The organism is Pseudoduganella sp. GW821-FHT12E03 (assembly GCF_058807115.1).
In genome coordinates this window covers 21,749-39,326 of sequence record NZ_JBXAQJ010000017.1, presented here as the reverse complement: position 1 = coordinate 39,326, position 17,578 = coordinate 21,749, and the positions used below count along the sequence as shown (strand labels likewise).

The following is a 17,578-nucleotide window of genomic DNA, read 5'->3' as shown; positions in this document are numbered from 1 at the left end:
ATACCATCATTCAAAGGTTTTCTCCCATGAGTCTCCAATGCGGCATCGTCGGCTTGCCTAACGTCGGCAAGTCCACCCTTTTCAATGCTCTGACCAAGGCGGGTATCCCGGCTGAAAATTATCCGTTCTGTACCATCGAGCCGAACGTCGGCGTGGTGGAAGTACCGGATCCGCGTATGGCTGCGCTGGCAGACATCGTCAAGCCGGAACGCATGGTCAACGCCATCGTGGAATTCGTCGACATCGCCGGCCTGGTGGCCGGTGCGTCGCAAGGTGAAGGCCTGGGCAACCAGTTCCTGTCGCACATCCGCGAAACCGACGCCATCGTCAACGTGGTGCGCTGCTTCGAAGATGAAAACGTGATCCACGTGTCTGGCAAAGTCAGCCCGCTGGACGACATCGAAGTGATCCAGACCGAACTGGCGCTGGCCGACCTGGGCACCGTGGAAAAAGCCATCCACCGCGAAAACAAGAAAGCCCGTTCCGGCGACAAGGATGCCGCCAAGCTGGTGGCGCTGCTGGAAAAAATCGTGCCGCAACTGAATGAAGCCAAGCCAGTGCGCGCCATGGGCCTGGATGCCGACCAGATGCTGCTGATCAAGCCGCTGTGCCTGATCACCGCCAAGCCAGCCATGTACGTGGCCAACGTATCCGATACCGGCTTCACCAACAACCCGCTGCTGGACCAGCTGACCGCCTACGCGGCTTCGCAAAACGCCCCGATCGTGGCGATTTGCGCCGCGATCGAAGCGGAAATCGCCGACCTGGACGATGCCGACAAGTCTGCTTTCCTGGCCGACATGGGCATGGAAGAGCCAGGCCTGGACCGCCTGATCCGCGCCGGCTACAAACTGCTGGGCCTGCAAACCTACTTCACGGCTGGAGTGAAAGAAGTGCGTGCCTGGACCATCCACGTTGGCGACACCGCGCCACAGGCCGCCGGTGTGATCCACACCGACTTCGAACGCGGCTTCATCCGCGCGCAAACCATCGCTTACGACGATTACATCCAGTACAAGGGTGAAGCCGGCGCCAAGGAAGCGGGCAAGATGCGCGCCGAGGGCAAGGAATATGTGGTCAAGGATGGCGATGTGCTGAACTTCCTGTTCAACGTGTAATCAGCCTGTTCCCGATAAAAAGCCTGGCCTCCAGTGGAAGCCAGGCTTTTTTTAATTTCAGCCGTAGGAGCCGGGTCTTCAGGCCGGGCATCCTGATTTCATGACGGACGGCGTGCGCTGACCAGCAAACACGCGGCCACCATACTGATCACCACCACCGTCACCACCGACGCTTCCACGCCAAACGCGCCGCCGGTCAGTAATTCCGAACCGCTCAGTTGCCCGCGCAGCAAGCCTTCCTTGGTTTCGTGGCCGGAGACGGCCGTGGAAAACACCTGGCCGACAAAGTAATTCCACGCCACGTGGTTGGTGATGCACAGCCACAGGCGGCGGGTGCGCATGTAGATGGCGGCCTGCATCACGCTGTAGGCGCACAGGGCGGCGATGCCGACCAGGCTGACGCCGTCATTCGGCAAATGGCCCAGTGCGAACAGGATGGCGGAGATCACGATGGCCCAGGCGCTGCCCAGCGATTTTTCAGTGATGCGGAACACGATGCCACGGAACAGTATTTCTTCCGCCAACCCCACCAGCACCAGCTCCGCCAGCGGCAGCAGCAGGCTCAGGCCGACTGCATTGACGCCGTCCAGGTGGTAGGCGCCCAGCAAACCCAGCACCGCAAACACCGTTCCCACCAGCCCCGCGCCCAGCAGCAGGCCAACAGCCATTTCACGGCCCGCGCCTTTAGTACCAAATTCCGTCAGCGCGCGCTGTTCCGTGCTGCGGATAAACCAGCGGTACACCAGGAAGCTGATCAGGGCGGCCAGCAATTGCGGCCAGACCACGCGGTACGGCTTGTCCACCAGTTTGCTGGCCACGATCATGGTCAGCGGCACCGGGGCGAACGTCAGCACGGCGCCCGCGACAATGCGGACGGCCGGATGCGCCCAGACGCGCGCCGCCAGGGATGGCGACGTTGCCTGATTCGTGGTGGAAATTGCCGCTGCTTCACTCATGTGGTGTCTCCAGGATGTTATTGATTGTTTTGTAAATCTGTCCGCGCCGCCCGGATGCGTTCACCGAACGGGCGGTTATTCAAGACTTCAATGGCTTGTGCCAGGCACTGTGACAGTGGCGTGTCCAGTTCCGCATCCAGGCTGTCCGCCGCCATCTTCGTGGCGCGCCAGCAAGCCTGTACGCGTGGCAGCAAGGCCAGGCCTTTCTCGCTGAGGCTGACGATGCGCTGGCGCGCATCGTGGGGGCCCGGCTCGATCAGCAACAGCCCCTTCTTTTGCATCAGCGCCACCGTCTGCGTCGCCGCAGGTTGTGTGATGCCGGCGACCTCGGCGATATCGCCGATCGTCACTTGCTGGCGCGTCGACAGCACCCGCATGACGGGCGTGAAACGCGGCCGGTAATCCGGCAAGTCCGCTTCCGCGTACGACGCCTCGACGGCGCCGTCCAGCAATTCAATCAAATGGCGCAATTGTGTACCCAGTCCTTGTTTCATGTGACAAATAATATCAGCAGTTATATAAGCAGTAAAGTAATTTGATGCAACTTGCCGGCGGCAAGCTGCCCGGCTTAGTCGCCGCTTGGCGCACTCAGCGGCGCGCGGCTCTGTTCGTTGTTGGCATTGACCAGCCGGGTCAGCAATTCCATGAATTGCAATTGTTCGGCGCCGCTCAGCGGCGCCAGCAGGCGGCGGCGCAGGCGTTGCGCGCCGGGCACCAGGTTGTCCAGCAATTGCTCGCCGGCCGTGGTGATGGTCAGGGCGCGCTGGCGGCGGTTGTGCGGGATGACTTTGCGTTCCAATAGCCCTTTTTCTTCCAGGCGCGCGCAGACCGTGGCGCCGGTGGACGTGTCGATACCGGTCACGGCCGACAGCGAGACCTGGTCGATGCCGGCATGGCCGGCCAGGTTGCGCAGCATCGCATATTGCACGGGCGTCAGTTCGTCGCCCATCTCGTCGTAAAACATCGACACCGAAATCTGTTGCGCGCGGCGCAGCAGGTGACCGGGGTGTTCATACAAGTCTTCGAGTTTGCTTTCGGTGTGCGGCATCGGCAAAAAATTTTCTTCAGGGTGGTTTACTTCGCGGCGCAGAAGCCTATACTTTACAACATTCAGTGTACTGAATATTGATAAAAAGGAGACGAGATGTACCCCAAGAACACCTGGTATGTGGCGTGTACGCCGGATGAAATCGATGGCAAACCGCTGGGCCGCCAGATTTGCGGCGAAAAAATCGTGTTTTACCGTGGCGAGGGCGGCAAGGTCGCGGCCGTCGAAGACTTTTGCCCGCACCGTGGCGCGCCGCTGTCGCTGGGCTTTGTGCGCGATGGCCAACTGGTGTGCGGCTACCACGGCCTGACCATGGGCTGTGAAGGCAAAGCCGTCAGCATGCCGGGCCAGCGCGTGCGCGGGTTTCCGTGCATCCGCAGCTATGCGGTGGTGGAGCGCTATGGCTTCATCTGGGTCTGGCCGGGCGACCAGGCGCTGGCCGATCCGGTGCAGATCCACCACCTGGAATGGGCCGACAACCCCGAATGGGCCTATGGCGGCGGCTTGTACCACATCCATTGCGAATACCGCCTGATGATCGATAACTTGATGGATTTGACGCATGAAACCTATGTGCACGCGTCGAGCATCGGCCAGAAGGAAATCGATGAAGCGCCGGTCCAGACGCGGGTCGAGGGCGACCAGGTGATCACCAGCCGCTACATGGAAAACATCATGGCGCCGCCATTCTGGCGCGCCGCCTTGCGCGGCAATGGCCTGGCGGACGACGTGCCGGTGGACCGCTGGCAAATCTGCCGCTTCACGCCGCCCAGCCACGTGATGATCGAAGTGGGCGTGGCCCATGCCGGCAAGGGGGGATACGACGCCGATCCGCGCTGGAAGGCGTCGAGCATCGTGGTCGATTTCATCACGCCGGAAACCGAAACCTCGCACTGGTATTTCTGGGGCATGGCGCGCAATTTCAAACCGGACGACCAGGAACTCACCGCCACCATCCGTTCCGGCCAGGGCAATATCTTTGCGGAAGACCGCGACATCCTGGAGCAGCAGCAAGCCAATATCCTGCGCCACCCTGAGCGCAAGCTGCTGATGCTCAATATCGACGCCGGCGGCGTGCAGTCGCGCCGTGTGCTGGACCAGTGGCTGCGGCGCGAACAGGAGCAGACACAGGAACAGGTACAGGAACAGCGGCAAGCGCAGGAGCCGATACAGGAGCAGCGGGCATGAGCGCGCCCGTGGTGCAAGCGGGCGCCGTGCGTCAGCCGTCCGGGCAGGAAGGCGGCGCGCTGCTGCAAGTGACGGTGGCGCGCAAGCTGGCCGAGGCGGAAGGGATTTGCAGCTTCGAGCTGGTCAGCGCGGACGGCGTGCCGCTGCCGCCGTTCAGCGCGGGCGCGCACATCGACGTGCACGTGCGGCCCGGGCTGGTGCGCCAGTATTCGCTGTGCAATCCGCCGCATGAGCGGCAGCGCTACCTGATCGGCGTGCTGCGCGACCCGGCGTCGCGTGGCGGTTCGCTGGCCATGCACGATGACGTGCAGGCTGGTGCGCTATTGCAGATCAGCGCGCCGAAAAACCATTTCCCGCTGGCCGAGGCGCCCGGCAGCCTGCTGCTGGCGGGCGGGATCGGCATCACGCCGATGCTGGCGATGGCGGAAACGCTGTCCGACCGGGGCGCCGGGTTTGAACTGCATTACTGCACCCGCTCCCCGCAGCGCACCGCGTTCCGCGCGCACCTGGCCGCCGCGCCGTATGCCGCGCAAGTGCACTTCCACTACGACAGTGGCGATGCCGCACAGCGGCTGGATTTACCGGCGCTGCTGGCGCGCACGGACCGGCGCACCCATCTTTATTTGTGCGGGCCGTCCGGCTTTATCGACCATGTGCGGAGCACGGCCGCCGCGCAGGGTTGGCCTTTGGACCAGGTGCACCTGGAATACTTCGGCGCCGCCGCCGCGCCGGCCGGCATCGAAGGCGACCGGGCGTTCGAGGTCCGCCTCGCTTCCAGCGGCAAGGCGTATCAAGTGCCCGTTGGCCGCACGGTATTGCAAGTGTTGACCGAGGCGGGCGTGTTCGTTTCCGCATCGTGCGAGCAGGGCGTGTGCGGCACCTGTGTGACGCGCGTGCTCGATGGCGTGCCGGACCACCGCGACCTGTACCTGACCGAAGACGAGCAGGCCGCGAACGACCAGTTCACGCCGTGCTGCTCGCGCGCCCGCAGCGCGCAACTGCTGCTGGATTTGTGAACCGTGCGGCCGGTCCAGCGCCCGATGGCGGCGGACCGGCCGCACGGCGCTGGATTGCGCGGCCGCTTAGTGCTTGCCCTGGCCTTTACCCTGCCGTTCGCGCAGCGCCGCCCGCAAGCCGCCCCAGCGTTCCTGGAACAACGCCGCATCCATCAGTTTCACGTCGCGCATGATGGGGCGGAAGCCCATGTGGGCCAGCACGTCGCGCTCCAGGTCGATGCCGGGCGCGATTTCCGTCAGCTCCAACCCATCGGTGGTCAGGCGCAGCACCGCGCGTTCGGTAACGAACAGCACCTCCTGGCGGCGCTGCGCGGCGTCGAGCCCGTTGAACGTGACTTGCTCGACCTGCTCGATGAATTTGCGCGACTTGCCTTCGGTGATGATTGTCAGCGCGCCATTGCCGATCCCGACCTGCAGTCCGCCGGCGGTAAAGGTGCCGCAAAACACCAGCGTGGGGGTGGCGCGCGTGATGTTGATGAAGCCACCGCAGCCAACCGGGCGGCCGTTGAATTTGCTGACGTTGACATTGCCACGGCTGTCCGCCTGGGCCAGGCCGAGGAAGCTGGCATCGAGTCCGCCGCCATCATAAAAATCGAATTGCGACGCTTGTTCAATAATGGATTCCGGGTTGTAGGCCAGGCCGAAATCGCCGAATTGTGCCGGCACGCCGCCATTGATGCCGCTTTCTATGCTCAGCTGTAGCAATTCCGCCACGCCTTCCTCGGCCGCGATCGATGGAATGCCGGCCGGGATACCGATGCCCAGGTTGCTGATGGCGCCCGGTGTGAGCTCCAGCGCGGCGCGGCGTGCAATCACCTTGCGTTCATCGAGCGGCATCGGCGCCAGTGACCCGAGCGGCACGCGGACATCGCCGCACAGGGCCGGGTCGAACTGGGTGGCGATCGATTGCATGTGGTTTTCCGGCCGCCCCAGCACCACGTAATCGACCAGCAGGCCGGGGATTTTCACGGCTTTCGGATGCAGGCTGCCGGCCTGCACCACCCGTTCCACTTGCGCGATGACGATGCCGCCGCAAGCGCGCGCCGCCTGCGCGATCGACAGCTGTTCCAGCAGCATGCCTTCCTTGTCCAGCGTGATGTTGCCGTTTTCATCGGCCACGGTGCCACGGATGATGGCCACGTCGATTTTCGGGCAAGGGTAGTGCAGCCATTCCTCGCCGTTGAATTCCACCAGCCGCACCAGGTCTTCGCTGCAGCGGCCATTCAGTTTGCCGCCTTCCAGGCGCGGATCGACGAAGGTGCCCAGGCCGACCTTGGTCAGCAAGCCCGGTGTGCGGGCCGCGATATGGCGCGTCAGGTGCGACAGCGAACCTTGCGGGAAGTTATAGGCTTCCACCTCGCCATCGAACACCATCTTCATCATTTCCTTGCCGGTCTGGCCGAAATGGCCCGCCACCACGCGCCGCACCATGCCCGGATGGGCGAAATGCACCATGCCGCCGTCGGCGCTGTTGCCGATCGCGCCGCAGGCCCAGGTGGTGAGGCCGCGCGGGTGGCCTCCGGCCAGGAAGCTGCGCTCCAGTCCTTTTAATACTTCCTCGGCCAGGCTGGTCATCGCCAGTCCGCCCAAAAACACGGTGGCGCCGTCGGCCACCAGGCTGCCCACGTCATCGGCACGAATGATCTTCATCTTGCTGCTCCTCGGGGTGGTTGAAGTCCGCGTTTCGGCGGTTGCCGCCACGCTTGCGTTTTCGCTCGATTTGATTATACTGAATAATAGTTATATTTTAAAACTAAATTGCGGAGATCCGGAGGAAACACCATGCAGCAAAACAGCGACCTGTTAACCCTGGCCCATGACGGTGCGGTGGCCCGCATCTCGATCAACCGGCCGGCCAAGCGCAATGCCCTCAGCGACGAGTTGATCGGCGTGCTGCAGCGCACGTTCGACCAACTGCCGGACACCGTGCGCGCCGTGGTGCTGAGCGGGGAGGGAGAGCATTTCTGCGCCGGCCTGGACCTCGGCGAAATGCGCGAGCGCAGCACCACCGAAGCGGTCCACCATTCGCGCATGTGGCATGCCGCGTTCGAGCGGGTGCAGTTCGGCCGCGCCCCCGTGATCGTGGTCTTGCGCGGCGCGGTGGTGGGCGGCGGACTGGAACTGGCGGCGGCGGCGCATATCCGCGTGGCCGAACATTCGGCCTTTTATGCGCTGCCGGAAGGCCAGCGCGGCCTGTTCGTGGGCGGCGGCGGTTCGGTGCGGATTTCACGCATGGTCGGCGTGCCCGCCATGAGCGATTTGATGCTGACCGGGCGCGTGCTCGATGCGCATGACGGACACCGGCTCGGCGTCTCGCAATACCTGGTGGAACCGGGCCAGGGCCTGGACAAGGCGATGGAACTGGCGCGCAAGGTGGCCGCCAATGCGCCGATGACCAATTATGCGGTGATGCATGTGCTGCCGCGCATTGCCGACCAGTCGATCCAGGATGGCATGATGACGGAATCCCTGATGGCGGCGGTGGCGGTCAGCGATCCGGATACGCGGGGCAGGCTGCTGGCCTTCCTTGACCATAAAGCCAACAAGGTCCGGGTCCAGGCCTGAGCCGTCCCGACAGAAGAATAAGGAGACAACCATGCAGTCAGCTTCACCCGCAGCTTTGCCCATGGATACGTCCGCGCCGCGCTACCGGCGGCTGGCCTTTGGCATCCGTGGCGTTCAGGTGGAACCCCGCCCCGGTGGCAGCGCGTATGTCCGCACGGAGCAGGCATTGCAGGCTTACCCCGAGCGCCTGGCAGACCGCCTGTTGCACTGGGCCGCGCTGGCGCCGGAGCGCAGCTACATGGCGCGGCGCGGCGCCGATGGCGCATGGCGCCACATCAGTTACGGCCAGGCGCTTGATGCCGCGCGCCGCATCGGCCAGGGTTTGCTGGAACGCGGCCTGTCAGCCGAGCGCCCGCTGCTGATCCTGTCCGACAACGACCTGGAACACGCGATGCTGACCCTGGCCTGCCTGTATTCCGGCATTCCATTCTCATCGATTTCGCCCGCATATTCGCTGCTGTCGAAGGACTACGACAAACTGCGCCATGTCTTGACTGTACTGACGCCGGGCATGGTGTTTGCGGCCGACGGTGAGCAGTTCGGCGCCGCCATCCGCGCCTGCGTGGCGGACGAGGTGGAAGTGCTGGTGACGGCCAACCCGCCGGCCGGCCGTGCGGCGACCCTGTATGCCACCCTGGCGGAGACGCCGGCCGGCCCGGCAGTGGACCAGGCCTATGCAGCCACCGGCCCGGACACCATCGCCAAGTTCCTGTTCACGTCCGGTTCCACCAAGATGCCGAAGGCTGTCATCAATACCAACCGCATGTGGTGCAGCAACCAGCAAATGATCCGCCAGACCTGGCCCTTCCTGGCCGAGGAACCGCCGGTGCTGATCGACTGGCTGCCGTGGAACCATACCTTCGGCGGCAACCACAATGTCGGCCTGGTGCTGTACAACGGCGGCACCATGTACATCGACGATGGCAGGCCCACGCCGCAAGGCATCGGCGCCACCTTGCGCAACTTGCGCGACATCGCGCCGACGATTTACTTCAACGTGCCCAAGGGCTGGGAAGAAATCGCGTATGCGCTGGAAGCCGATCCGCAATTGAGCATCTTTTTCCACAGCCGGCTGCGCATGCAGTTTTACGCGGCGGCCGCGCTGCCGCAAACCATCTGGGACAAGCTGCACGCGGTGGCCGAGCGCGATTGCGGCGAGCGCATCGTCATGAATTGCGGCCTGGGCATGACGGAAACCGCGCCGTCGGCGCTGTTCGTGGTGCAGGAGCAGGTGCGGGCCGGGCAGATCGGCGTGCCGCTGCCTGGCATCACGGTCAAGCTGGTGCCGAACGGCGACAAGACGGAAGTGCGCTACCACGGTCCCAACGTCACGCCCGGCTACTGGCGCGACCCCGGACAAAGCGCCGCCGCGTTCGACGACGAGGGCTTTTTCTGTTCCGGTGACGCGGTGAAGTGGTACGACGCGCAGCAGCCCGACCTGGGTTTCGTGTTCGACGGCCGGGTGGCGGAAGACTTCAAGCTGTACACCGGTACCTGGGTCAGCGTGGGGCCGCTGCGCGGACGCGTCATTATCGAGGGCGCGCCCTGCCTGCAGGACGTGGTGATCGCCGGCCATGACCGTGCCGAAGTGGGCATCCTGATCTTGCCGAACCTGGCGCAGTGCCGGCGCCTGGCCGCGCAGCAGGGCTTTGACGCGGCTGGCGCGACCGATGCGCAAGTGCTGCAATCGGCGCCGGTGCGCGGGTTCTTCCAGGCCATGCTGCAGCGCCTGTATCAGCAGGGCACCGGCAGCGCCAACCGCGTGGCGCGCGCGCTGATCCTGCTCGAGCCGCCCAGCATCGACAAGGGAGAAATCACCGATAAAGGATCGATCAACCAGCGCGCCGTCTTGACGCACCGCGCGGCGCTGGTGGCGGCGCTGTATGACAACGCCGATCCTGCCGTACTCCTTCCCAATACCTGACAAGGACGCACCATGAAACAAAAAGGTTTTTACGCCGGTTTCGACGACATCTGGCTGATCGATGGCGTGCGTACGCCGATGGTCGATTATTGCAGCCACTTCGGCGGCGTTTCCCCCACCGACCTGGGCATCAAGGCGGCGCGCGAAGTATTGCGCCGCAGTGGCGTGCCGGCCACGGACATCGATTCCGTCATCACCGGCAATATGGCGCCCGGCGACTTTTTCCAGTTCGTGCTGCCGCGCCATATCGGCTTGTATGCCGGCGTGCCGGTGGATGTGCCGGCGATTAACGTGCAGCGGATTTGCGGCACCGGTTTTGAACTGATCCGCCAGGCCGGCGACCAGATCGAACGCGGTTACGCCGAGGCGGCGCTGGTGGTGGCCACGGAAAACATGACGCGCAACCCGATTGCCGCGTTCGGCCACCGCACCGGTTTCAAACTGGGCGCGCCGGTGGAATTCAAGGATTACATGTGGGAAGCGCTGGTCGATCCGGCGCCCGGCGTGACGATGCCGCAGACGGCGGAAAACCTGGCCAAGCGCTATGGCATCAGCCGCGCCGAAGTCGACGCCTATGCCGCGCTGTCGTTCGAACGGGCGCTGGCGGCGCAGGAGTCCGGCTTCCTGGACGGCGAGATCGTCGCGGTCGGCAACGAGCAATTCACGCTGGACGGCTATGCCACGCGCGGCATCAAGCTGCCGCCGAAAGTGGGCGACGTCGCGCGCGACACCCATCCACGGCCGTCGCCGCTGGAGGCGCTGGCCAAACTGCGCGCCTTGTATGACGGTGGCGTGCAAACGGCCGGCAACAGTTCCGCGCTGGTCGACGCGGCCGCCGCCACCATCGTCGCGTCGGGCGCTTATGTGCGCCGCCATGGCCGGGCGCCGCTGGCGCGCGTGGCGGCGGCCGCCGCCGTGGGCGTGCCGCCGGAAATCATGGGCATCGGCCCGGCCGCCGCGATCCGCCTGCTGCTCGAGCGCAGCGGGCTGGCGCTGGACGACATCGCGCTGTTTGAAATCAACGAGGCGCAAGGCGCGCAAGTGCTGGCGGTGGAACGTGAACTGGGGCTGGACCGCAGCCGCCTGAACGTCAACGGCGGCGCGATCGCGCTGGGCCACCCGCTGGCCGCGACCGGCGTGCGGCTGACCGTAACGCTGGCGCGCGAATTGCGCCGGCGTGGCCAGCGCTACGGCATTTCGTCGGCTTGCGTGGGCGGCGGGCAGGGTATCGCGCTGCTGGTGGTCAATCCGGACACGGATTGATCCAGGCGGTGTGGCAGCACCTACACGAGCAAATACCCGAACACGAATATTTATACGGAGAGACAGACATGCAACTACAAGGACAAGCCGCGCTGGTGACGGGCGGCGCATCGGGGCTGGGCGCGGAAACCGTGCGCCAGCTGGCGCAGGCCGGCGCGAAGGTGGCGGTGCTGGACGTGAATATCGCGGCGGCCGAAGCGCTGGCGCGCGAAGTGGGCGGCATCGCCGTGCAATGCGACATCACCAGCGAAGCCAGCGTGCGCGAAGCGCTGGCGGTGGCGCGCGCCGCGCACGGCCCGGCGCGCATCCTGATGAATTGCGCCGGCATCGGCGGCGCGAAACGGCTGGTGGGGCGTGATGGCCCGATGCCGCTGGAAGACTTCAGCCGCATCATCAACGTCAACCTGATCGGCACCTTCAACGTGATCCGGCTGGCCGCCGCCGAGATGACGGCGCTCGATCCGCTGGAAGACAATGAACGTGGCGTGATCGTCTGCACCGCGTCGGTGGCGGCCTATGATGGCCAGGTGGGGCAGGCCGCCTATGCCGCGTCGAAAGGCGGGCTGGTGTCGCTGACCTTGCCGCTGGCGCGCGACTTGGCGCAATTTGGCGTGCGGGTGGTGACCATCGCCCCGGGCCTGTTCCTGACGCCGCTGCTGTACCAGTTGCCGGAAGAAGTGCAGCAATCGCTGGGCGCGTCGATTCCGTTTCCCAAGCGCCTCGGCAAGGCGGCGGAATTCGCGGCGCTGGCGCTGCATATCGCCGGCAACCTGGCGTTGAATGGTGAAGTGATCCGCCTGGACGGTGCTTTGCGCCTGCCGCCGCGCTGAGTGACGTGGCCCGCAGAATCACCGGCCACGTCATTCAGCGGGCACGTCCTGTTCCGCCAGCAGGACGCTGAACCCTGCCAGCGGCATGGGTTTGCCGAACAGGTAGCCTTGCGCCAGGCGGCAACCGTGCGCCACCAGGTAAGCCGCCTGCTCGGCGGTTTCCACGCCCTCGGCCACGGTCTCCAGCCGCAGCGCGGTGGCGATCGACAGCATGGCTTTGACCAGTTCGCATTTGTCGCGCTGCACCGGAATGCCTTGCACGAATGATCGGTCGATCTTCAGTTGGCCGACCGGGAACCGGCTCAGGTAGCTGAGCGCGGAATACCCGGTGCCGAAATCGTCGATCGAGATCGACAAGCCCATGCCATGCAGCGTTTCCAGGGTGGCGGCCACCTCGCGGCTGTCTTCCAGCAGCAGGCTTTCGGTGATTTCCAGTTCCAGCCATTCAGGATGGCACCCGGTTTCCGCCAGGATGCGGCGTATCGAGCCGGCCAGGTCGTTGCGCACGAACTGGCGCGTCGACAGGTTGACGGCCACCCGCACCGGGACGGCCCGTCCCTGGTTCCAGCGCACCACGTCGCGGCAGGCGGTCCGCAATACCCATTCGCCGATGTCCACGATCAGGCCACAGGCTTCGGCGGCCGGAATGAAGCGGTCCGGCGGCACGATGCCGTAGCCGTCGCGGCGCCAGCGCAGCAGCGCTTCGGCGCTGACCATGCGCCCGCTCTGTAGTTCGATCTGCGGCTGGTAATACAGCGCCAGTTCGCCGCGCTTTTGCGCCCGCCGCAGCGCCGCTTCCAGCTCCAGCCGGTCTTGCGAGCGCTGTGTGAATTCGGGCTGGTAAAACTGGAAATTGTTGCGTCCCATCTGTTTGGCGTGGTACATCGCCGAGTCGGCATACTTGTACAGCGCCTCGATGCCGGTGCTGTCGTCCGGATACAGCGCGATGCCGATGCTGCACGAGATGAATAATTCCTGGCCGTCCATCACGAAGGGTTCGGCCAGTGCGCGCAGGATGTTGCCGGCCACCGTCGCCAGATCGTCGCCCATGCGGATGTTCGGCAGCAGCACCGAGAATTCGTCGCCACCCAGCCGCGCCACCGTGTCGTACGGGCGCACGCTGGCCAGCAGGCGCTGGGCCGCCATGCGCAGCAATTCATCGCCGGCGCCGTGGCCCATGGTGTCGTTGATTTCCTTGAAATGGTCCAGGTCCAGCATCATCAGGCCGAACTGGTGGCCGTGGTAAGCGGCATCGGCGATGGCGTGGCGCAGGCGGTCGGTCAGCAAGGTGCGGTTGGGCAGGCCGGTCAGTGCGTCGCTGAACGCCTGGCGGTGTATCACGCGCCGGTACTCATCGATTTCGCTGATGTCGCGGCCAATGGCCAGCACATGGCTGACGCGGCCATGGACGTCGAACTCCGGGCAAATGCGCACGTGCAGGCAAGTCTCAGGACCGTCCATGCGCCATTCCAGTTCGAGGCTGCACTCCTTGCCTTGCGCGATCACCTCGCGGATGGCTTCCAGGTAGCGTGCGCCAGGCTCTCCGCCGGGCAGGTCGGCCGGCGTGGTGCCCAGGATGCGCGCCAGGTCGCCGCCCAGCGCTGCCACACCGCGCGGGTTGGTATAGATGCGGCGGCAATCGAGGTCATAGCGGGAAATGATGTCCGGCGAATTTTCCACCAGTGCGCGGAATTCTTCTTCGCGCTTGCGCATCAGGGTTTCCAGCCGCTTGAGTTCAGTGATGTCGCGCATGATGGAGAGCACGCCGGTCACCGTGCCATGGGCGTCGAATTCCGGCCCGAAGTGGTTCTGGAAGTGGCGCAAGCGTCCGTCCGGCGCGTGGTACTCGATTTCGCTGACGATTGGTGTGCCGCTGGCCAGCACCGCGCGGATGTCGGCCAGCAGCCGCGCATTCTGCGCGCCGGTGGCGAGCGGCGCATCGGCCGGCGTCACGCCGAGCAGTTCGGATGCCGCCTTGCCGGTGACGCGCTCCACCGCCGGGCTGACATAGGTGCGGCGGCATTCGGTGTCGTAGCGGAACAGCGGGTCCGGCAAATTCTCGACCAGTGTGCGGTAACTGTGTTCGCGCCGCTGCAGCAGTGCTTCCAGGCGTTTGCGCTCGGCGATGTCGTGCGCGTGGCCTTCGGCGCGCTCATAGGCCAGGCGCCGCGCTTCCTCGGCCCGGCGGGCGCGGATGTCGCGCGTGTAGGCAACGGTGACAGCAGCGCCTTCGTGCATCTGGCACAGCAGCATCACTTCAACCGGCACCAGGTCCCCGCTGGCGACGCGGTGCACGGTTTCCAGCGTGTCCGAATCGCCGTGCTTCAGCTTGCGGTAGAGCGCCGCGATATCGGCGGCGCCCATGGTGGGATTCCAGTTCGGCGGGCGCCAGGTCAGCAGCGTATCCCGGTCGACGCCGAAGTGCAGGCAGGCGGCGTCGTTGGCGTAGATCACCCGGCCGCCATCGGTCATGTCGTGCATGGTCACGGCCACATCCCTGACCTGGTTGATCATGTTGCGGAACAGCGCTCCCTCGTTCACTTGCGCCCGCAGCCGCCGCACATGGCGCGCCTGCAGGATGAGAAGGAAAATGGCTGGCGGCAGAAGGATCGCCCAGGCGGCGGCAAACGAAATCATGACATGCGGCGACAGGTAGGCAGGTGGGGTAATGCGGCTATCACCATGGTAGGGCCGCCTTATCCAAATGCCTATCAGGGTATTCCCGAACTCCCGTCAGGAAATCCTGACCCGCCTGCCCGCCATGGCGTTCAGAAAGCGTGGCGCACGCCGGCCATGATGCCGTTCTGCGTCTTGCCGGCGCCCACCGTGCCGCCCGCGTCCAGCGCCACGGCGGAAGCGCCGTCATTTTTCATGCGGCCGATGGCGGCATAGGTGGCGGTACGCTTGGACAACAGGTACGTCACACGCGCCACCAGCATCGTCACGTCGGCGCCGCTGTTTTTCAGGTCGCGGTAAGCCACCTGGCCGTCCAGCGTGAGCAGCGGCGACAGCGGGTGGCTGGCGCCGAGGTAATACAGGTCGGATTCGCTGACGCCGGTGACGGCGTCGGTCTTGCGGGCGATCACGCCGCCGCCCAGTTTGGTGTCACCCAGCATGGCATAGGCGTTCAGGGTGATGCGGCGGTCGCTGTGATTACTGCTGGCCAGGCCGCCGGCGGCGCCGGTGTTGCCGTACAAAATGTCATACGAGGTGGTGACGCCGAAGCGCTTGTTGTCGTAGCCCAGCAGGCCGGTGACCTGGCGGCACGCCTTGGTATTGCCCGCCACTTCGCCGGCGCAATTGGTGGCCGCCGGGCCGCCCGCCGCCGAAGCGTCGCGTCCGAAACTGTAAGTCGCGCCCACGGTGAATGCATTGAAATTGCCCAGGTAGCCGATCGCGTTGTCGCTGCGTGCGTTCGGCAGGTAGGGATCGATGCTGCCGATGGCGAACAAATGCGGGCCCAGCACGTCGGTCTTCATGCCGGATAAATACGTCATGTTGTGCTGGCGGCCGATGGTCAGCGTGCCCCATGCGCCTTTCAGTCCCACGAACGCCTGGCGTCCGAACAGGCGGCCGCCCTGGCCGGTGGCGCCGGTATCGAGCGACATGCCGTTTTCCAGCGTGAAGATGGCTTGCAGGCCGTTGCCCAGGTCTTCCGTGCCACGGAAGCCGATGCGCGACGGGAAGCTGCTGGTCAGCGACGGGATTTTCGTGATCGAGTCGCCGGCCGCGTTGATGTTCGTGGTGTAGGCGATGCCGGAATCGACCAGGCCATAGACCGTGACCGACGATTGCGCCATGGCGGCGGATGCGGCCATGCAGCTCATTAGGATGCATGCGTTACGGATTGCTTGTTTCATTTCAGTCTCCTTGGTTTTGGGGTGGTGCGGTACGTCAAGTCAAAAGGAAAGCGTCGTCCCCGGCGTCCTGTCGCAGGCACGCGTCGATGACGGCAAACAGTTGTTCCACCTCGGGCAGCACATAGGTGAAGTAATACGTGGCGGTGGCGCGCTTGGCCGCGTGGAAGGCAGGGTCCAGCGCGTGTCCGTCGAGGGCGGCGCGCGCCGCGCGCAGCCACATCCAGGCCAGCCCGCAATGGCCAGCCACGCGCAGCATGTCTGGCGCCACGCGATACGGCAGCGCCGGTTGCGCGGCGGCCGCCTGCGCTATGGCGCGCACCGCCGCCTGCGTGCGCTCCACCAGCGTGGCCAGCGCCTGCGCGTGCGCCGCCAGTGCGCCGCCGCGCTCCCGGCCGGCCGTGGCGAGCACCTGGGCCAGCCAGCAGTCCAGCCGGGCGCCCCGGTCCGCCAGCACCTTGCGCAGCAACAGGTCGACCGCCTGGATTTCGTTGCTGCCCTCATAAATCATGGCCACCCGCGCGTCGCGCACATACTGCTCGATGCCGGTTTCCGTGATGTAGCCGTGGCCGCCGAACACTTGCAAGGCCTGGCTGGCGCCCGCATACCCCTGTTCGGTGAGCATGGCCTTGAGCACCGGCGTGAGCAGGCTGACGTGGCCGTGCGCCTGCTCGCGCATGGCCGGGTCGGGATGCCGTTCCGCGCAGTCGAGCGCCAGGGCGGTCCAATAAGCCAGCATGCGTCCGCCTTCGAGGCAGGCGCGCTGCGTCATCAGCAGGCGCTGGACCGCAGCATGCCTGGCGATCGGATCGGCGCGCCCGCCGTCCTGGCCGGGGGAACAGGCCGCAGCCTTGCCCTGCACCCGTTCATGCGCGTACGCCACGGCGTTTTGCCACGCGGTCTGCGCGATGCCCAGTCCCTGCGCCGCCACTTGCAGCCGGGCCGCGTTCATCATGACGAACATGGCGGCCAGGCCGCGGTGCGCTTCACCCACCAGCCAGCCGGTGGCGCCGTCGAATTGCAGGCTGCAGGTGGCGCTGCCCCGGATTCCCATCTTGTGTTCGATGCCGGTGCAGTGGACGGTGTTGCGCGTGCCGTCCGGCAGCCATTTCGGCGCCAGGAACAGGGAAATTCCCTTGCTGCCGGCCGGCGCATCCGGCAGGCGCGCCAGCACCAGGTGGATGATGTTGGCGGTCATGTCATGCTCGCCGCCGGAAATGAATATCTTGCCCCCGCTGATGGCGTAGCGGCCATCGGCGGCCGGTTCGGCGCGGCTGCGCAGCAGGCCCAGGTCGCTGCCGGCCTGCGGCTCGGTCAGGCACATGGTGGCCAGCCATTCGCCGCTGACGATCTTTTCCAGGTAGCGTTCCCGCAGTTCCGCGCTGCCGTACTGCGCCAGGCAGGCATAGGCGCCATGCGCCAGGCCGGGATACATGCCCCAACCGTGGTTGGCCGAACTGATCATTTCCTGCAGCACGCAGTTGAGCACTTGCGGCAAGCCTTGTCCGCCGTGTTCCGGCGCGCAGGCCAGCGCAGGCCAGCCCGCCTCGCTGTACTGGCGGTAGGCGTCCGCGAAGCCGGGCGGCGTATGCACGTTACCCTGTTCAAAACGGCAACCTTCACGGTCGCCCACGGCATTGAGCGGAAACAGCACACCGGTGGCAAAGCGGCCCGCTTCTTCGCACACCTGGCGCATCAGGTCCGCGTCGACTTCCGCGCAGGACGGCATGGCGGCCAGTTGCGCCGGCGCGTCCAGCACCTGTTCCAGCACGAAGCGCATGTCCTTCAAGGGAGGCACGTATGACAGCATCGC

At 65.3% G+C, this 17,578-nt stretch carries 14 protein-coding genes; 7 read left to right on the top strand and 7 right to left on the bottom strand.

The genetic code is table 11. From position 1 onward, the window contains the following. Nucleotides 1–26: 26 nt before the first annotated feature. Nucleotides 27–1,118 (top strand): redox-regulated ATPase YchF, encoded by a 1,092-nt coding sequence (gene ychF, locus AC1RRC_RS30650; RefSeq protein WP_493059559.1) that lies wholly within the window; start codon nt 27–29, stop codon nt 1,116–1,118. 98 nt (nt 1,119–1,216) lie between these two features. Here ychF and AC1RRC_RS30645 read toward each other — a convergent pair whose 3' ends face one another. The 3 genes from AC1RRC_RS30645 to AC1RRC_RS30635 all read right to left on the bottom strand — a co-directional run bounded on the left by AC1RRC_RS30645 (nt 1,217) and on the right by AC1RRC_RS30635 (nt 3,122). Continuing rightward, nucleotides 1,217–2,074, bottom strand: coding sequence for a CPBP family intramembrane glutamic endopeptidase (locus AC1RRC_RS30645; RefSeq protein ID WP_493059558.1), 858 nt, complete (start codon nt 2,072–2,074; stop codon nt 1,217–1,219). 17 nt (nt 2,075–2,091) lie between these two features. Beyond that, nucleotides 2,092–2,568, bottom strand: a complete 477-nt coding sequence (locus AC1RRC_RS30640; protein ID WP_493059557.1) for a MarR family winged helix-turn-helix transcriptional regulator — start codon at nt 2,566–2,568, stop codon at nt 2,092–2,094. 74 nt (nt 2,569–2,642) lie between these two features. Further along, nucleotides 2,643–3,122 carry a MarR family winged helix-turn-helix transcriptional regulator gene (locus AC1RRC_RS30635; RefSeq protein WP_493059556.1) on the bottom strand — a complete coding sequence of 160 codons (480 nt, stop codon included), beginning with the start codon at nt 3,120–3,122 and terminating at the stop codon, nt 2,643–2,645. A 96-nt stretch (nt 3,123–3,218) separates the two neighbouring features. On the opposite strand from AC1RRC_RS30635, the gene AC1RRC_RS30630 reads away from it, so the two are divergent. Together AC1RRC_RS30630 and AC1RRC_RS30625 are read left to right on the top strand one after the other, a co-directional pair. Next, entirely contained in the window at nt 3,219–4,310 is a 1,092-nt protein-coding gene (locus tag AC1RRC_RS30630) for a Rieske 2Fe-2S domain-containing protein (protein ID WP_493059554.1), read from the top strand. Then, the gene (locus AC1RRC_RS30625) at nt 4,307–5,326 is read left to right on the top strand and encodes a PDR/VanB family oxidoreductase (protein ID WP_493059553.1); all 1,020 of its coding nucleotides are present in this window, start codon (nt 4,307–4,309) and stop codon (nt 5,324–5,326) included. The genes AC1RRC_RS30630 and AC1RRC_RS30625 overlap by 4 nt, the downstream gene beginning before the upstream one ends. A gap of 66 nt (nt 5,327–5,392) precedes the next feature. On the opposite strand, the gene AC1RRC_RS30620 is transcribed toward AC1RRC_RS30625, so the two are convergent. Continuing rightward, nucleotides 5,393–6,976: an acyl CoA:acetate/3-ketoacid CoA transferase gene (locus AC1RRC_RS30620; RefSeq protein ID WP_493059552.1), complete on the bottom strand. Its 1,584-nt coding sequence runs from the start codon at nt 6,974–6,976 to the stop codon at nt 5,393–5,395. A gap of 132 nt (nt 6,977–7,108) precedes the next feature. On the opposite strand from AC1RRC_RS30620, the gene AC1RRC_RS30615 reads away from it, so the two are divergent. From AC1RRC_RS30615 to AC1RRC_RS30600, 4 genes are all read left to right on the top strand, one after another. Then, on the top strand, nt 7,109–7,891 hold the full coding sequence (locus AC1RRC_RS30615) for a crotonase/enoyl-CoA hydratase family protein (RefSeq protein WP_493059551.1): 783 nt from the start codon (nt 7,109–7,111) through the stop codon (nt 7,889–7,891). A 31-nt stretch (nt 7,892–7,922) separates the two neighbouring features. After that, nucleotides 7,923–9,815, top strand: coding sequence for a feruloyl-CoA synthase (locus tag AC1RRC_RS30610; protein ID WP_493059550.1), 1,893 nt, complete (start codon nt 7,923–7,925; stop codon nt 9,813–9,815). Nucleotides 9,816–9,827: 12 nt separating this feature from the next. After that, nucleotides 9,828–11,078: a thiolase family protein gene (locus AC1RRC_RS30605; protein ID WP_493059548.1), complete on the top strand. Its 1,251-nt coding sequence runs from the start codon at nt 9,828–9,830 to the stop codon at nt 11,076–11,078. Nucleotides 11,079–11,146: 68 nt separating this feature from the next. Continuing rightward, complete coding sequence (locus tag AC1RRC_RS30600; protein WP_493059547.1) at nt 11,147–11,908, top strand: SDR family NAD(P)-dependent oxidoreductase; 762 nt, start codon at nt 11,147–11,149, stop codon at nt 11,906–11,908. 30 nt (nt 11,909–11,938) lie between these two features. Here AC1RRC_RS30600 and AC1RRC_RS30595 read toward each other — a convergent pair whose 3' ends face one another. The 3 genes from AC1RRC_RS30595 to AC1RRC_RS30585 all read right to left on the bottom strand — a co-directional run bounded on the left by AC1RRC_RS30595 (nt 11,939) and on the right by AC1RRC_RS30585 (nt 17,575). Continuing rightward, nucleotides 11,939–14,545: a sensor domain-containing protein gene (locus AC1RRC_RS30595; RefSeq protein ID WP_493059546.1), complete on the bottom strand. Its 2,607-nt coding sequence runs from the start codon at nt 14,543–14,545 to the stop codon at nt 11,939–11,941. 131 nt (nt 14,546–14,676) lie between these two features. Then, entirely contained in the window at nt 14,677–15,768 is a 1,092-nt protein-coding gene (locus AC1RRC_RS30590) for a porin (protein ID WP_493059544.1), read from the bottom strand. 34 nt (nt 15,769–15,802) lie between these two features. Further along, nucleotides 15,803–17,575, bottom strand: a complete 1,773-nt coding sequence (locus tag AC1RRC_RS30585) for an acyl-CoA dehydrogenase (protein ID WP_493059543.1) — start codon at nt 17,573–17,575, stop codon at nt 15,803–15,805. Nucleotides 17,576–17,578: the final 3 nt, after the last annotated feature.

Bases quoted from the DNA above. Each gene is read 5' to 3' on its own strand.
- ychF (WP_493059559.1), top strand. From the start codon at position 27: ATGAGTCTCCAATGCGGCATCGTCGGCTTGCCTAACGTCGGCAAGTCC.
- AC1RRC_RS30645 (WP_493059558.1), bottom strand. From the start codon at position 2,074: ATGAGTGAAGCAGCGGCAATTTCCACCACGAATCAGGCAACGTCGCCA.
- AC1RRC_RS30640 (WP_493059557.1), bottom strand. From the start codon at position 2,568: ATGAAACAAGGACTGGGTACACAATTGCGCCATTTGATTGAATTGCTG.
- AC1RRC_RS30635 (WP_493059556.1), bottom strand. From the start codon at position 3,122: ATGCCGCACACCGAAAGCAAACTCGAAGACTTGTATGAACACCCCGGT.
- AC1RRC_RS30630 (WP_493059554.1), top strand. From the start codon at position 3,219: ATGTACCCCAAGAACACCTGGTATGTGGCGTGTACGCCGGATGAAATC.
- AC1RRC_RS30625 (WP_493059553.1), top strand. From the start codon at position 4,307: ATGAGCGCGCCCGTGGTGCAAGCGGGCGCCGTGCGTCAGCCGTCCGGG.
- AC1RRC_RS30620 (WP_493059552.1), bottom strand. From the start codon at position 6,976: ATGAAGATCATTCGTGCCGATGACGTGGGCAGCCTGGTGGCCGACGGC.
- AC1RRC_RS30615 (WP_493059551.1), top strand. From the start codon at position 7,109: ATGCAGCAAAACAGCGACCTGTTAACCCTGGCCCATGACGGTGCGGTG.
- AC1RRC_RS30610 (WP_493059550.1), top strand. From the start codon at position 7,923: ATGCAGTCAGCTTCACCCGCAGCTTTGCCCATGGATACGTCCGCGCCG.
- AC1RRC_RS30605 (WP_493059548.1), top strand. From the start codon at position 9,828: ATGAAACAAAAAGGTTTTTACGCCGGTTTCGACGACATCTGGCTGATC.
- AC1RRC_RS30600 (WP_493059547.1), top strand. From the start codon at position 11,147: ATGCAACTACAAGGACAAGCCGCGCTGGTGACGGGCGGCGCATCGGGG.
- AC1RRC_RS30595 (WP_493059546.1), bottom strand. From the start codon at position 14,545: ATGATTTCGTTTGCCGCCGCCTGGGCGATCCTTCTGCCGCCAGCCATT.
- AC1RRC_RS30590 (WP_493059544.1), bottom strand. From the start codon at position 15,768: ATGAAACAAGCAATCCGTAACGCATGCATCCTAATGAGCTGCATGGCC.
- AC1RRC_RS30585 (WP_493059543.1), bottom strand. From the start codon at position 17,575: ATGCTGTCATACGTGCCTCCCTTGAAGGACATGCGCTTCGTGCTGGAA.